Raw genomic sequence first — 15,500 nt, 5'->3', positions numbered from 1 at the left:
GCCTCAATCCAATTTACTTTAGCAGGAAATCATAATGGCCGCCTATTACGTATATAAAATTTCTCCCACTGTTGCCAACCTGGTTAAACCAATGGATCTATTGGACGAGTTTGAAAATTATAAAGAAGCACGTAACTTTGCTCGTGAATCGAGACAAGATCCGGCCAATGATCCAGTTGATATTATCAAGGTCATTTTTGCTGATAACCCTTTAGATGCAGAAGAAAAACTGTCTGAGTTTCGTGAAAAACCGATCATGAAAGAGTGGGAAAAATAGCTCTCTTACTAACAACAATCGAGAAAGGCTATGGACGAAGATAATTATCGTATTGCTTATAAAGAAAAAAATCCAACTCGGTGCTATTTCGAGAAAATGCTATTAATGCGCTATGGTGGTTGTGAGAAAGCAAGCAAGCTTTTATTAGCAGAGCGTGAAGCCTTTGCCTGTGGTTCTGAATTTGCTCAACAGCAATGTTTCAAACTCATCGAAAACCTCCGTTCCAGTGCTCGTTTTTCATTACAAGTGACACAAATTGATGGTCCCTTGCCCCATGCGAAAGAAATTAAAGTGCAAGTGGGTGGCATGTTTGGCTTACAACAATTATTGTCCAGCAAAGATCTGACTCAAACTGATGTTTTAAATGATGATGATGCGAAGTTTGGCGAGCAATCACAGGAACATGCCCCCATTGAAAACATTTACGGTACAGTCAAAGAAGCTGTAGAGCAATATCAATCATTGGCAGGCATTCCATACAATGAGCTCGTCAAAGCAATTGTGAATTTTAAATTACCGGAAAGAAAACGTAAAAAGAAAAGACGTACAACAAAGCGTTAAACCTAAAATAATCAGTTGAATCTACTGCGACCGCCTTATGCACTGAATCTTAAGGATTTTCCAGAACATTTTGACTTCACCCGTAGGGTGACTACGAATAAAGCCAAAATAACCTGTAAAACCCTTAATCTTCAGCACCTAAGTCGCTCTCGCTACGATTCAACTGATTATTTTAGGTTAAAGTTAAAAAAAGGGCATTTTAAATGCCCTTTTTTTAGAGGGTTTATTTAGAGGGTTTAATAAAAGAAACCACTTCAGCTGACTTTTTAGGTTCATCAGTAAAATGCGGACGTGATTTATTTTCTACACCCATATCACTTAATAGTTCTCTTTCTCTTGCCGCGATCAAGGCGAAACAAGCTTTAACATCGACCACAGTTGCCTCTGACAAGGGATGAATCATACCGGGTTCAGGTGTTGTATCTTTAATGATATTAGCCAGTGTTTTACGCATGGCGACCATCACCTGTTGCTCTTTAGAGAGTGAGTTAAAATCCATCATTTATTCCTATTGCTTAAAATTAAATTTTTATCTGTCTTTTTCAATTTATGTCTCGCGACGGCCTCTGGCGCTTTGAAAAGATGTCGTACGTTCACTGGTTGGATTAAACCAGTTTAGCTTCTCATGCAAAGTCACCACATCACCGACAATAATTAATGTCGGTGCTTTGACTTGTTCACGTTCAACTATTTCTGCCAGGGTCGATAAAGTACCAATATGTACCCGTTGGTTCTCAGTAGTACCCTGCTCAACTAAGGCCGCAGGTGTCTCATCCGTCAATCCATTTGCGACTAATTCTTTATGGATCACTTTGACCGCTTGTAAGCCCATATAGAAGACTATTGTCTGGTTTTGATGTGCCAGCGCCTGCCAGTTTAAGTTCACGGTGCCATCTTTTAAATGCCCCGTCACAAACACACAAGACTGCGCATAGTCACGATGTGTTAGCGGAATACCACCATAACTGGAACAACCAGCCGCCGCTGTGATACCAGGTACAACCTGAAAACTGACATCGTTTTCTTTGAGGGTTTCAATTTCTTCACCACCACGACCGAAGATAAAGGGATCACCACCCTTAAGTCGTAACACCCGTTTGCCCTTTTGTGCATAACGCACTAAGAGCTGGTTAATATTTTCCTGTGGCACGGAATGATTATTTCTTTCTTTACCCACATAAACTAATTCAGCATCACGACGCACTAAATCCAGAATGCCTTGTGAAACCAGACGATCATAAACAACCACATCGGCTCTTTGCATGAGCCTCAAAGCTCTAAAGGTTAATAAGTCGGGATCACCAGGGCCTGCACCGACCAAATAAACTTCACCGGTCTCTTCTACAAAATCTTCATCAATAGCACGTTGCAGGGCATGTTTGGCACCATGATCATTACCCTGAAATAATAACTCAGTTACACGGCCTTCGAGAACAACTTCCCAAAAATGACGACGTTGCTCAGCTTTAGGAAATTTTTCGATCACCTTAGAGCGAAAACCATCAACTAATTGGGCTAATTTACCATAGGCTGAAGGTATATAACTCTCTAAACGAGACCGCAATAAACGCGCTAAAACCGGCGAACTGCCCCCCGTTGAAATGGCAATTTGAATGGGTGATCGATCCACAATGGAAGGCATAATAAAACTACAGAGATGAGGTTGATCAACCACATTAACTGGCATGGAACGCGCCTTGGCCAGTTCAGAAATTTTCTTATTGGTTTCCTGATCATTGGTCGCAGCAATCACTAACACACTATCACATAAGTTTGAATCACAAATATCCAGCTCATCAAAACCGCGTTCGATATGCTTGATTTGCCCAGTTTTAGCCATCTCGGCCACTTCACGACAAAGTTCTGGAGCAACCACCTGCACTTGTGCCTTGGCTTTTAATAGCAAAGCAATTTTTCGTGCTGCGACCTTACCGCCGCCAATCACTAAACATTGGCGACCATTGATATTCATGAAAATTGGAAAAAAATCCACTGGTATTACCTCGTCAAATTTTTCGTTTTATACTATAAGGTCTAAGCAATTCCAAGCAGTGGATCAAGCTCATCATCCATATCTAATTCAGATAAATCATCAAAACCACCGATGTGTTTACCATCAATAAAAATCTGCGGTACGCTATCGCTACCGACTTCAGCGGCAATTTTGGCAAACTCTTCGGCATTTTCTTCGCTGTCAATTTTTTCTATTTCAACACCCTTTGATACGAGGAGTTTTTCTGCATTTCTACAAAATGGACAGCTATCTGTACAATACATTTTTACCTGAGCCATAAGTTTACCTTTAGCGTTTTAACATTGGTTCAATATAACTAATCTTAACCGTGTATATTAACCTTTCATGATATAATTTCCACTACACCATTATGGGTATTTATTGACAATTTATCAATTGTTTATCGATTAACTATAATTGTAGCAGTCTCAAATTCGTTATAATGGGATCAAACACGGGTTTTAATTTTTTTCTCATTAAACTGCCTACTGCGGTGCTATTAGCAATAGTGGGTGCTAGCACAGTTTGTGAGGTTCGACCTAAGAATAAAATCGCTTGTAATTGCTCTGCCAATTCAGGTACTGTCTGCTGTACAGACTTAAGCGCATCACTACAACAGAGTTCATTTTCTGCATGAAAAATAGCCTGACTGAAGCTATGAATGGCATTAATATCGGTTTCAGGCTCGCCTTGTAGACTGAGGCTTAATTCATGATGTTGCTGGCTCTGCCCCGCTTCTGCTTGCTTCACAAACACGTAACGTCTAATACTTTCTATGAGTGCCGCGACAATATCATAGTTGGGAGGACGCTTAAATGAAGCTTCTGCGGTCTTTAAAAAAGTCTGGCCTGAGGCACTGAGTAATTTATTTAACATCAGAGCATAAGGATTGTCTTCTGCCACTAGAGCCGATAATTTAGCAAAGCTTGCCTGATACTGATGATGTTCATCAGACTGTTCAGGAATTGCATCCGGTCTGATATCTAAAAAACCAACATAGAGCGTGGTTTTAGACTTGCCTTTTTTCCATAATTTCAGTACTTCCTCATCAGAAATAAGCCCTTCCTGTAACACCAGGCGCGCACTGCTCAACATGCTCAGGGGATCTTCTTCAAAGGGTAGGAATTCAATCAGAAAGTTAGCTAATTCGGTGCCAAATTCAGATTGTACAACCACTTCATTAGCCAACATGCTACGGGCATTTTCAGCTGATTGTATGGCCCACCAGGCACTTTTAGCTATCTCCGGCGTAATACTTTTATTGTTGACCACCGCAGCAACCGCTTCTTCTTCACCCAAGAGTAAGAGCTTATCAAGACTGCTATTACGTAAATCTCCCATACGATTCCAACGGGAAATAAACATGGGAAAACCACCGGGAGCACCGAGCGCCTTAGTCGATAAAAAGTCTTTCACTTCCTTGATATATTTAGCATTTCTAACCGTTGGATTAAGCTGTATTTTTGCTTCGCCTTTTTGGGTCAGCGCATAGAGCATTAATTTGCCTTCATCAATACGAATAGCACTGACTTTTTGTGCTAATAATACATTTAATCTCAGGCTGTCTTCATTCGATAAGGGCATTTAATTTTGATCGACTTATGGTTAATAATTAAGGGTTAAAAATTTAATTCAATTGTATTCGCTGTCCCCAGGGAACAGGCTCTTTACCTTTGACCAGCCAAATCACTGGATAAATAGCGGCTTGCTCTGGAAATTCACCATCAGCATCAGTAAAGTAAATAAGGAGATCAGGGCACATCTCTTGTTTTTCAACCCAGTCAAAAACAGGAGTAAAACGTGTACCACCACCCCCTTTAAATTTTATCGGTAGTTTTAGTTCATCCCAGGGTTCAAATTCCCAAGGGCCTTCATCAGTGACTTCGGTATCACAGGCATGGAGTACTATTTTTGCCCGCACTTGTGCTTTAATTTGATCGACTTCCGACAAGAACTCACGGATCTCTTTGGTAGCAATCGAACCACTAATATCCAGCGCCACAACGATATTAACCATGTGGCTACGCAAACGTGGATAAATTGCTGGTTCACCACGACGACTTGATGGCCGAGCATAACTATAATCTTCTCTTGCCGTCGCCGTCATATAACGCGCTAATAACATACGCCAGGGCAATTGCGGTTGCAATAAATGATCGACCAAGCGAGCCATTGACTGACTCAGTTTGCCTGCTTGCAAAGCTTGTTGTGCCGCACCGGCTAAGCGTTGTTGCCACTGTGCACTTAAGTTTTGTATTTCATCATTATTCGGTGTGGGTGGCGGCTCTTTTTGTGTACCATCACCGGATTCCGAATCACCGCTTTCTTTACCTTCCCCAGTTTGCCCCTTAGCCTCTTCACCATCATTTTCTTGTTGATTATTGAGCTTTTGGCTGTCAGTATCTTTGGCCTCACCCTGATCGGATTGTTCACCCTGCTCATCATCACCCTGATCATTATTCTGACCCAGTTCATGTTCGGCATCATTTTCATTATCGATCAGAGTTGGATAAATTTCTTCCGCCGTCATACCGGCATATTCACGTAAATAGCGAATATGTGGCGGTGGCTTTAGGCCATCTTCAATCAAAATAGGGTTAATGGCAAAATCGCAGGCCATATCCCAGCGTAATTTAACCCGATGCATGCGCCGGGCAAAATGAGACAAAGCACAGTGCAATGCCTCATGTGCCAGCGCAAACTGGGTTTCTTCCACGCTGAGTTGTTTGATGTATTCAGGATTGACATAGAGTTTTTTCATATCCGTATCAGTGGTTTCACACCAGGACGGATCGGCGGCCACAATGGGTAGACGCAGCACTAGCGCACCCAAAAAAGGCTTATCCAAGATAAGCTTGGTACGGGCAGCACCTAGCTTTGTTTCTATTTCTTCATCCAGACCAGACTTATGCATCGATACTAATACCTATAAAAGCACCCATATAATCACCCATAGAGCATAATATCAGCAATGGCATCGGCCCAATTAGCAAATTCTTCCACGGCAAATAAGTCTTCGCCAATGGCACGATGCATATCCGACACTAACATGACACCCATTTCTTTTTGTCTGAAACTCGCTGCGTATTTAAGAATATTGGTATATGTTTTATCAGCCTCATCTGTACCACGGGCACGAATAGCACGTCCCACTAGCGCCGAAGCCACCGCATATTGCAAGTCAATTTCTGTCGGTGTCGGTACATCTTCACCGTTAATAATGGCATCCAGATCGGGCATTTGATCCAAGTTAGCAATAAAGGCATTGAGTTCAATACCCGCTGCCGGCCCGACACAGGACTGTAAGGCACCGACAAATAATTCCGGATGATCATTAAACTTGGTTAATGCCCGATGCACAAATTCCCAGGTTCTTGGCGACGGAAATGCAACCGGATTATGGGCGGGATCAAAATCAAATAATAAGTCAGGGCGGAAGCGCAAGAAGGCAATAATACGTTCATCTATGCCTTCCTGATAAGCCCAAGCAACCCAGTCATCTAGGTTGATATCAATTTCATAGTGAGAAAAACGATTGGCCAGTGGCGCCGGCATACTATAAGTGACACCGCGATCACCTTGGCGATTACCGGCAGCAAAAATTGCCCAGCCATCCGGTATTTGATAATCACCTAAACGTCGATCAAGAATAAGTTGGTAAGCCGCAGCAGAAACACTGGGCGGTGCAGAGGTGATTTCATCAAGGAACAAAATACCTTCGCTGCCATGTTTTTCCACATTGGGTAGCATAGAAGGCACTGCCCACTCTACTTTATCGCCGTCTTTAAAAGGAATACCGCGTAAATCACTGGGCTCCATTTGTGACAGGCGAATATCAATCAGGGTGCGGCCATGTTTAACAGCCACCTGATTCACTAATTGAGATTTACCCACACCTGGCGGGCCCCAAATCATAACCGGCGTATGATGCCCGGTTTGTGCACCTTTAAACTCTTGATCTAATACCACAAATAATTGCGACGCTCTCATTTATTTCTCACTATCATTGCTTTACAATTGCTTACCTTATTACTTAAAAAAGCACTTAAAAGAAGTGCTTAAAAGAAGTGCTTAAAAGCCAGCCATTTTTAATAAACGCTCAGCTTCTTCAGGATTTTTTTCTACCCCATTACCTTCTTTATACATCATTGCTAAAGTGGTCATAGAGCCAATCAACCCGGCATCAATCCCCTTGGTAAACCATTTTATGGCTTCTTGCGGATCTTTATCAACACCCTCGCCTTCCATATACATAAAGCCCATACCATGCCATGCCAATTCATAGCCTTGATCCGCTGACATCTTCATCCATAAAGCTGATGCCGTCTCATTACGGTGCACACCGAGGCCGTTTTGATACATAACAGCCATACGATGCTGCGCTTCAGGCTCACCTTTTTCCGCCAAAGGCGATAGCAATTGCACCGCTCTGGTAAAATGTTTGTCTTCCAGTGCTTTTAAACCACTGTTTAAATCCATTGTTTCTTCTTCGCTTAAATTCATCTCTGACCTCATTAATGATTTAACACTCTTAAACCAAAATATTATCCGAGTGTTTTACTTGGTTATTTGATATATAATACCCTTTATTACCTACATTGACAAAATTTTTTTTCAATCCTATACCATAGAGATATACCGTTGAACTCCAGCAATAAAGTATACTCACTTCCGCTGAGTGCTTGGAGTTTAATCGTAATCAGCTTCTTTTAGATAGAGAATAAAAAGTTTAAGGTCAATAGCTTAGCACTTATTATCGCTAAGCTGTAGCAATAATCTTTTAGCCTTATATTAAAGTAATTGTTAAAAGAAATGTTAAAAATACATTTAACAAATAAGACCCATTATCGATTTATAGGAAACTCCAAATGAATAAAAATATGACTGATCAACAAAACAAAATGCATCTGAGGTCCTGTATACAACGCGTCTGTACTGGCCCTGAATACAGTAAAAATCTCCCTTATGATGATGCAAAAGCGGCCATGGATTATATCTTAAGTGGTAATGCTGATCCGGTTCAAATTTCTATTTTACTCGTTGGCCTGAGAATGAAACGCGAAACTCAGGAAGAAAACAAAGGCTTATTGCAAGCGATTGTTGATCGCTCAACCATAACCACCGTCGCAGTTAATGACTTAATTGACATTGCCGATGCCTATAATGGCCATGTCAGAGACTTGCCTGTTATCCCATTTTTGCCTGCAGTACTCGCCGCCTGTGGTTTACCTGCAGCTTCCCATGGGGTAGAAAGCGTAGGTCCTAAATTTGGCATTACCACTAATCTGGTATTAAAAGCCACCGGCCTTTCAGCAGAACTTAGCATGAAAGAAGCGGCACAACGCATTGCCGATCCTGCTATTGGCTGGGCCTATGTCGACCAGAAAACCTATTGCCCGACTCTACACGATTTGATTCCATTACGGACGACCATTGTAAAACGTACTGCCATCACCACGCTAGAGTGTTTAGTGGGTCCTTTAAGGGGCACAAAGAAGACCACCCTCTATACTGGTTTTGTACACAAGGCCTATCCACCCGTCTACACTGACCTGGCAAAAATGGTTGGTTTTGATGGTGCGATTATTGCCCGTGGCGTTGAAGGTGGCTTAATTCCATCATTACAACAGCCTGCAAAAGTACATTTTTATGAAGATGATGGTGAAGACCAGATGTTTGTTGTCAATGCCACTGAAGATTTAGGCATGAACCATAAAACACGTTCGACACCCTTGCCTAAAGACATTGAAATTTATGACGCGCCTGAAGCAGAAGATAAGCCTTCATTTGATCTTGATGCTGCCGTTAAGGCAACGGTAAAAGCCGGTCTAGCCGCACTGAATGGTGAGCAAAGCAGTAGCCGGGATTCATTGATTTTGGCTGCTTCTATCGCTTTATTTAGAACCGGTAAAGCAGAATCACTGTCAGCAGGTGCTGACATTGCCAGACAGGCCATTGATTCTGGCGAAGCATTAAAACGATTTAATGCCTAAATAAAAGGCTGATAATATAAGAGAGTATTTCCGTTAATTACTAAGGAAATTTGAGTAAAAACACTGGAATTTTATATCTAAATCGTTTAATATAAGCGGATTATTATTTTGTCACAGTCTGCTTTACATTATCTTTATTAACTTGGCTCGTTTATTAGACGAGCAGTTTTTAATAAGCAGTATTTAACAACAAGTCAGTATAAAGACTTAGACTTTAATCGACTGGAAATACCAAGGAAAAAACTATGAACCAAGAATATCATGATACAACTGTGAAAATGGAATCTGAAGGCGTAAACCCAGAGTATATCCAGGGTTGGCAGGGTGGTTACGTTTGTAACCCTGAGCGTGAAGAGCAACGCGTCAATGAAGCTTATACCGCTGGCTACGAAGACGGTCTAGAAAAGAAAACAGACGGCTTTGCTGACTGGAAATAAATTTATCTTGAGCTAATTCCTGATACAGGATAGCACTTAATAAGTTTAAGTCATTTCTAAACCTAGGTTTTTAAAACTAAGTGCTTTTAAAACTAAGTGCTTTTAAATCTAGTTAAAAAGGAAATGACTACAAAAAAACCGGCAAATGTCGGTTTTTTTGATCTTGTCGCTTTTTATCTTAGAAATAAAACACAGGCCTATTTAAACCTAAAAAAATCAGTTGAACCTACTGCGACCGCCTTATGCACTGAATCTTAAGGATTTTCCAGAACATTTTGACTTCACCCGTAGGGTGACTACGAATAAAGCCAAAATAACCTGTAAAACCCTTAATCTTCAGCACCTAAGTCGCTCTCGCTACGATTCTACTGATTATTTTAGGTTTAAACCTAAAAAGCCGGTTTATACAAATCTTCAATCGCTTTATTTAAGAGCTTAATCGCGGTAGGCGCATTAATTTCTAATACCTGTGTTTCGATCCATTTATTATAATGCTCCCCCATCACAGCTTGTACGCGCGTTCCGAGATAACGCTTCATCACAAAACTTGGCTCACCGTCTTCATAGGGCATATCAGCATAGTCGGACATTCGTTCATTAACCAGATTGATAAAGTCTTCTTTATAGTCCTTGATACCAGCAATGCCTTCCATACTCGCCTGATGTGTTCTGGCCAAATGTTTAACCATTACAGTCACAAACTCCTGCCGTTCTTCAACATCCATGCGTTCATAAGTGATTCGGTCAGCGATATGAGCAAGAAATATGACGAATTCGACAATCACATCCATTCTTTGACTCATGCTATCAGTCTGATACTGCTCGTCCTCAAGATCCAGCAAGGCATCCTGAGCAATTCTCCAGGTAAGAAAAGCAGCAGCACTGGCATTATCTGCTACGGAGCGTGTCTTACCGCTTTTGCCCCATTTTGACTTCATTCTCATAAGTTTTTTCCTGACAGATGAATAATTAAATAGTTATTATTTGCCTATTAATGAGTTACTCACTAATAACGCGCTAATTATTGAGGTGCTAACTCAAGTTGAGTCTCAAATATTTCACCGGTATTATCAATATAGATGGTCATAATATTAGGCACTCTGGAAAGAATATAGCCTGCCATCATAGTTTTCATTTGCTCATTTTCGTCTTCAATGGCGGTGAGTAATTTATCACCCACAATTTGACAACGTTGAGTGACATTAGGATTTTCCACAAATTCTTTACTTAAAGTCCATCCCTTGTTCATATCTTCATCCATTTTATTGAACAAAGTTGAACCTGAGAGTATCATTTCCTCTTCAACATTGACGGCATAGGTCTCGCCATCAATAACAACATTTAAAACTCGTAGCATACTCATCTCGCTTATTTAAAACTTCAAATGATTAATAATATGGGGTCTATTGTATAAAGTTCAATATCCCTGATAAACTAGCTAAACATATTTTTACAAAGAGTTTTTTATAGAAAGTTTTAACAAAATTTTTTTAAAAGAGTATTTTTATTATGTTAATTGAAATAATGTGGCTATACTTAACCGGACACACAACTTAAAATAACTAAAAGATAAAAAGTGTGACCTAAAATGAATGATCAAACAAAAAAACCGAATAAAAGCTATACATCAGAATTTAAAGAATCAGCTGTCAAATTAGCTAATGAGACGGATCAACCCGTTTCTCAGACTGCCAGGGAGCTAGGTGTTAATGTAAATACTCTACATACCTGGATCAGTAAATATTCCAAACCGGTGAAGACGGTAGCCAATAGAAGTGATGAACACATTTATGATGAAGTAAAACGTCTGAAAAAAGAATTGGCAAAAGTGATTCAGGAGCGTGATTTATTAAAAAGGCCACAGCGTACTTTGCAAGGGAAAGTACGCATGGATAACTGATCAGGCTAAAGATTACCCGGTAACGATTCTGTGCCGTTTTATGGATGTTTCCCGTAGTTGCTATTATGATTGGGTTAGCTCTCCTAAAACGGATAGAGAGAAAGAAAATGAAGCGCTTACTGAGCAGCTAAAAAACTGTTTGAAGACAGTCGCAAGACTTATGGAACCCGTCGTCTTAAAAGAAAACTGGCTGAAAAAGGCGTTCATATAAGCCGCCGGAGAATTGGTCGATTAATGAAAAAAGCCGGTTTGTTTTGTAAAACGAAGAGACGCTTTAAAGCGACGACTAATTCCAAGCATAATAAGCGTATATCTCCAAATTTACTGGAAAGAGAGTTTACTGTCTCTCAACCTGATCGCTACTATGTGGGTGATATTACCTATATTGCCACCAAGGAAGGCTGGTTATATTTAGCGGTTGTCATTGACTTATTCTCTAGGCAAATTATTGGCTGGTCGATGGATGAGCGAATGAAAGCCAAGCTAGTCAATGATGCTTTACTGATGGCCATATGGAAGCGTAAACCAATGGATGGATTGCTTTGGCATACTGACCGAGGTAGCCAATATGGTAAACGTCAATTAAAACCCACGTTCACAATAAGCTTCAGTTAGCTCAAACTATGATCTTCAATTCGTAATTTGGAGATACAAATGAGCAACCATTCAAAAGATGCTTCGATGAAGCAACACATAGAGGCCTGCCAAGCCAGTAACTTAAGCCAGGCAGTTTATTGTCAACAACATAAGATACCCTCTCATATTTTTAGCTATTATCGAAAGAAGTTGGGTTATGTTAGCTCATCAAAACAGGTCAACACCAACAATCAACTCATTCCCATTAATTTACTGGCCAATTCCCCCACAAGCAATGCAATTAAAGTAAGCCATACCAATGGTTTCAGTTTGGAAATCAATTCTGATACGAACCTGAATCAGCTCAAGTCCATTCTGGATTTGCTCAGGACTGTTTCATGATAACGGGCATCACAGTCAATCAGGTTTATCTGGTTTCTGGTGTTACCGATATGAGAAAAGCAACCAATGGGCTATCACTGATTGTCTCAGAGCAATTGGAACACAATCCCTTTGATGGCAGTGTCTTTGTTTTTTGTAATCGTCAGCGAGATAAACTTAAAATACTGTACTGGGAGCGTAATGGTTTCTGGCTTTACTATCGTACACTTGAAAAAGGGAAATTCCAGTGGCCGATGGAAAAAGAACAACCCACTCTTTCGTTAACACTGAGAGAATTACAGTGGTTACTGGATGGTTTATCTTGCACACAACACCATGCTCACCCTGAAATTCATGGTCTGGAAAACAACTAAAAAAAGTCCCTTTAGATGCGCATTAAACAGAATAAATACAAGCATTTAACGCTCATTTTTAGTATAATATAACGCATGAGTTCAACAGACAAAATACTACCAGAAGAGATACCAACGCTCAAAAACAGGGTGCTTGAACTCCAGTCAAAAGTGGACTGGTATGAGGAACAATTTCGTCTGTTGCAACACAAACGGTTTGGTACTTCCAGTGAAAAGAAGCCCACCCCGACTTCTTTAATGAGGCAGAAACGTTCGCCGAAGAAGCACCGGAAGTCCGTGAAACCATTACTTATGAGCGTAAAAGCCCGGTCGTAAGCCTTTACCTAAAGACCTACCTCGTAAAGTTGTTCGTCATGAGTTATCTGAAGCAGAACAAGTCTGTGACTGCGGTCATCACTTGCATGAAATTGGTGAAGAGACCTCAGAGCAACTGGAAATTGTTCCTGCTCAGGTATATGTTGTAGAACATGTTCAGGTTAAATATGCCTGTCGTGCTTGTGAGGAAGGCGTTAAAACTGCTCCTAAGCCTGCACAGCCCATTCCTAGAAGTTTTGCATCACCCAGCCTGCTGGCCTATATCATTGTTTCTAAATTCCTAGACAGCTTGCCTCTCTATCGACAGGAAGCGATATTTAAACGCTATAAGATAACACTTTCCAGAGCCAGTATGTCCAACTGGGTGCTTAAATCAGCTGAATTACTCAAACCCTTTTATAATCGGTTGTTGTATTATCTCATTAGGCAGAAAATCATCCAGGCCGATGAAACAACGATGCGAGTGATCCATGATGGACGTGAGAATTGCCCTAAATCTTATATGTGGCTCTATCAAAGTGGCGGCTATCATTCCAAGTGTCCCATTGTTTTGTATGAGTATCAGCCTACTCGTGCAGGCCAACATGCCAAAACCTTTTTAACGGGGTTTTCAGGTTACCTGCAAACGGATGGCTTTCCCGGTTATCATATATTCGAAAATGAGAACAGTGAAGTCACTTTATTAGGCTGCATGGCACATGCTCGTCGCAAGTTCCATGATGCCTTAAAAGCATTACCCAAGAACAGTCAGAAAAAGCCTGGCATGGTACAAATGGCGATCAGTAAAATTGCTAAATTGTATGCGATTGAAAAACAAATCAAACCGCTCAATGCTGAACAACGTTACCTGATCCGTCAGGAAAAAAGCAAACCACTACTGGATGACTTTAAAAAGTGGTGTGATGATAAAGTGACTAAAACAACAAAAGACAGTAAGTTGGGTGTCGCTATTCGTTATGTGATCAATCAATGGAAGTATCTGACTGTCTATCTTGAAGAGGGCAACCTCCAGATTGATAATAATATGGCAGAGCGGCGGATCAAACCCTTTGTGATTGGGCGCAAAAACTGGGTCATGAACCAAAATCCTCGTGGTGCTGAGGCCAGTGCTATTTTATATTCAATCGTGCAAACAGCGAAAGCAAACAACCTAGAGCCCTTTGCCTTTTTAACACACATTCTGACTGAGTTACCTAAGCTGGGCAGGCATTATGATGATGAGGCTTTAGAGCAATTGTTGCCATGGAATTTGACTGAAAAAATTCAGCCTTTAAATAAAGTGGAATGATACGTCAACGTGGGAAGTTTTGACGTATACCCAATATGCCTCTGATAGTCATAGAAAAATATTGTCGGATCATAACATAATTCAGTCTATGAGCCGCAAAGGAAATTGCTGGGACAATGCTGTATCAGAGAGCTTCTTTCATAGTTTGAAAACTGAATTGACGCACCATTGTCGATTCAAAACCAGAGTAGAAGCAAAGCAGGCAATATTTGAATATATTGAGGTATTTTATAATCGGGAGCGACTTCATTCGGCTAATGATTATTTGTCACCAGTCGATTATGAAATACAGCAGAAAATAGCTTAAATCGATTGATTGAAGAGGGGTAAAAGGCGACATAAATGCCGCCCATTACCGTTGACGGCCATCGGCTCCTCAGCCTGTGCCGTGAAGATATTGTAACAGGATCATTACCGTTGTGAAAATACCTTGGGTGAATGGAACGGCTCTATCGTTCCAGAGGGCAAAGCCCTTTCTCTTCATCTGTTTAAAGTTAACATGAGAAACTAAAATGATAGGAAATACAAAATGACAAAAATCACTTGAAACAGCCAAAAAAATATTTAGAAAACTGTCCGGAAAAGTGTTGACACATCATATCAATTTCCCAGTCACCAACACGACGTTTATCATCAACAATCTTAGGACGGTCATCAATGGAAATTCGATTAATTATTTGTCCTCGACTGCTTTTACCGTTACTACCACGCTTTTGGTATTTCTTTCCCTGACGCCTTAAATACTGATGTAAATCACCACCTTGCTTCTTATCATCCCATATGTGTTGATAAATACGTTCATGGCTAAGAAGTAGCATTTTGTCATTCAGTAACCAACCTGATATCTGTTCAGGACTCCACTGGTGCTGTGAAAGCTTTTCATCAATAAGGGCAATCATGTCATCCGTCATTTTAATTGCTTTAGAAGCATTGTAGCGACGCTTAACGGCTTTTTCTTGAGCTTGCTTAAATCGATAGCCACGTAAACCAGCGTTGCGTTTAATTTCACGGCATATAGTAGATTTACTCACCTCAATCGCCTGAGCAATTTTAGACTGGGAAATGCCATTTTTAATCTCAGTCGAAATGTAGTATCTTTGTTCTTGTGTCAATTGCTTGTAAGTTCTCATAAGTCACTTTACTCTTGCAGGAGAAAATGGCCGATTTTACAAGCAATTGGCCATTTTTTCGAGCAAATCATTGCTGTACTTATGATTTTTTTAGTAGCGCCGTCAGGCGCGTCGGTTGGCTCATGAAATTCCCGGGGTGGCCATCGCTACGCTCGGCCACCCCGGGAATTTCATGAGCCAGCGATAAACCAGCAAATATCACAAATACAACCAAATAGTGTTGCACTTATGAGTTGAATCTAAGTATTATTATT

General features: G+C 40.7%; 15 protein-coding genes and 4 pseudogenes. 9 read left to right on the top strand and 10 right to left on the bottom strand.

Features of this window, described 5'->3' with window-relative positions; translation table 11 throughout:
• The first annotated feature begins 34 nt into the window (after window positions 1-34).
• Entirely contained in the window at window positions 35-277 is a 243-nt protein-coding gene (locus tag JEU79_RS19230) for a hypothetical protein (RefSeq protein ID WP_198265401.1), read from the top strand.
• A 30-nt stretch (window positions 278-307) separates the two neighbouring features.
• Window positions 308-838, top strand: coding sequence for a hypothetical protein (locus JEU79_RS19225; protein ID WP_198265400.1), 531 nt, complete (start codon window positions 308-310; stop codon window positions 836-838).
• Between the two features lie 223 nt (window positions 839-1,061).
• Here JEU79_RS19225 and JEU79_RS19220 read toward each other — a convergent pair whose 3' ends face one another.
• The 7 genes from JEU79_RS19220 to JEU79_RS19190 form a co-directional block, all read right to left on the bottom strand.
• Window positions 1,062-1,337 carry a segregation and condensation protein A gene (locus JEU79_RS19220; RefSeq protein WP_198265399.1) on the bottom strand — a complete coding sequence of 92 codons (276 nt, stop codon included), beginning with the start codon at window positions 1,335-1,337 and terminating at the stop codon, window positions 1,062-1,064.
• A 48-nt stretch (window positions 1,338-1,385) separates the two neighbouring features.
• Window positions 1,386-2,831: a siroheme synthase CysG gene (gene cysG, locus JEU79_RS19215; RefSeq protein WP_198265398.1), complete on the bottom strand. Its 1,446-nt coding sequence runs from the start codon at window positions 2,829-2,831 to the stop codon at window positions 1,386-1,388.
• 41 nt (window positions 2,832-2,872) lie between these two features.
• The gene (locus tag JEU79_RS19210) at window positions 2,873-3,130 is read right to left on the bottom strand and encodes a glutaredoxin domain-containing protein (protein ID WP_198265397.1); all 258 of its coding nucleotides are present in this window, start codon (window positions 3,128-3,130) and stop codon (window positions 2,873-2,875) included.
• A 133-nt stretch (window positions 3,131-3,263) separates the two neighbouring features.
• The gene (locus tag JEU79_RS19205; protein WP_198265396.1) at window positions 3,264-4,436 is read right to left on the bottom strand and encodes a sulfur reduction protein DsrS; all 1,173 of its coding nucleotides are present in this window, start codon (window positions 4,434-4,436) and stop codon (window positions 3,264-3,266) included.
• A gap of 43 nt (window positions 4,437-4,479) precedes the next feature.
• Complete coding sequence (locus JEU79_RS19200; RefSeq protein ID WP_198265395.1) at window positions 4,480-5,766, bottom strand: vWA domain-containing protein; 1,287 nt, start codon at window positions 5,764-5,766, stop codon at window positions 4,480-4,482.
• Between the two features lie 32 nt (window positions 5,767-5,798).
• The gene (locus JEU79_RS19195; protein ID WP_198265394.1) at window positions 5,799-6,842 is read right to left on the bottom strand and encodes an AAA family ATPase; all 1,044 of its coding nucleotides are present in this window, start codon (window positions 6,840-6,842) and stop codon (window positions 5,799-5,801) included.
• Window positions 6,843-6,923: 81 nt separating this feature from the next.
• Window positions 6,924-7,355 (bottom strand): tetratricopeptide repeat protein, encoded by a 432-nt coding sequence (locus JEU79_RS19190; protein WP_198266080.1) that lies wholly within the window; start codon window positions 7,353-7,355, stop codon window positions 6,924-6,926.
• 365 nt (window positions 7,356-7,720) lie between these two features.
• Here JEU79_RS19190 and JEU79_RS19185 point away from each other — a divergent pair, with 365 nt between their 5' ends.
• Window positions 7,721-8,845 carry an anthranilate phosphoribosyltransferase gene (locus tag JEU79_RS19185; protein WP_198265393.1) on the top strand — a complete coding sequence of 375 codons (1,125 nt, stop codon included), beginning with the start codon at window positions 7,721-7,723 and terminating at the stop codon, window positions 8,843-8,845.
• Between the two features lie 245 nt (window positions 8,846-9,090).
• The gene (locus tag JEU79_RS19180) at window positions 9,091-9,282 is read left to right on the top strand and encodes an Alvin_2107 family globule sulfur oxidation protein (RefSeq protein ID WP_198265392.1); all 192 of its coding nucleotides are present in this window, start codon (window positions 9,091-9,093) and stop codon (window positions 9,280-9,282) included.
• 389 nt (window positions 9,283-9,671) lie between these two features.
• Here JEU79_RS19180 and JEU79_RS19175 read toward each other — a convergent pair whose 3' ends face one another.
• Together JEU79_RS19175 and JEU79_RS19170 are read right to left on the bottom strand one after the other, a co-directional pair.
• Entirely contained in the window at window positions 9,672-10,220 is a 549-nt protein-coding gene (locus JEU79_RS19175) for a hypothetical protein (RefSeq protein WP_198265391.1), read from the bottom strand.
• 83 nt (window positions 10,221-10,303) lie between these two features.
• On the bottom strand, window positions 10,304-10,639 hold the full coding sequence (locus JEU79_RS19170) for a hypothetical protein (protein WP_198265390.1): 336 nt from the start codon (window positions 10,637-10,639) through the stop codon (window positions 10,304-10,306).
• Window positions 10,640-10,870: 231 nt separating this feature from the next.
• Between JEU79_RS19170 and JEU79_RS28860 the strand changes: the two are divergent.
• The 5 genes and pseudogenes from JEU79_RS28860 to JEU79_RS19135 form a co-directional block, all read left to right on the top strand.
• Window positions 10,871-11,752: pseudogene (locus JEU79_RS28860) on the top strand (IS3 family transposase); the annotation flags it as partial.
• Window positions 11,753-11,836: 84 nt separating this feature from the next.
• Window positions 11,837-12,160, top strand: a complete 324-nt coding sequence (tnpA, locus tag JEU79_RS19150; RefSeq protein ID WP_198262602.1) for an IS66 family insertion sequence element accessory protein TnpA — start codon at window positions 11,837-11,839, stop codon at window positions 12,158-12,160.
• Entirely contained in the window at window positions 12,157-12,513 is a 357-nt protein-coding gene (gene tnpB, locus JEU79_RS19145) for an IS66 family insertion sequence element accessory protein TnpB (RefSeq protein ID WP_198262841.1), read from the top strand. The genes tnpA and tnpB overlap by 4 nt, the downstream gene beginning before the upstream one ends.
• Window positions 12,514-12,588: 75 nt before the next feature.
• Window positions 12,589-14,116, top strand: a pseudogene (tnpC, locus tag JEU79_RS19140) (IS66 family transposase).
• 28 nt (window positions 14,117-14,144) lie between these two features.
• Window positions 14,145-14,423, top strand: a pseudogene (locus JEU79_RS19135) (IS3 family transposase); the annotation flags it as partial.
• Between the two features lie 286 nt (window positions 14,424-14,709).
• Here the strand turns inward: JEU79_RS19135 and JEU79_RS19130 are convergent.
• Window positions 14,710-15,246 (bottom strand): annotated as a pseudogene (locus JEU79_RS19130) (IS30 family transposase); the annotation flags it as partial.
• Between the last annotated feature and the right edge of the window lie 254 nt (window positions 15,247-15,500).

It is taken from the genome of sulfur-oxidizing endosymbiont of Gigantopelta aegis (assembly GCF_016097415.1).
Lineage (GTDB): Bacteria > Pseudomonadota > Gammaproteobacteria > GRL18 > GRL18 > GRL18.
This window is presented reverse-complemented; position numbering and strand designations above follow the sequence as displayed.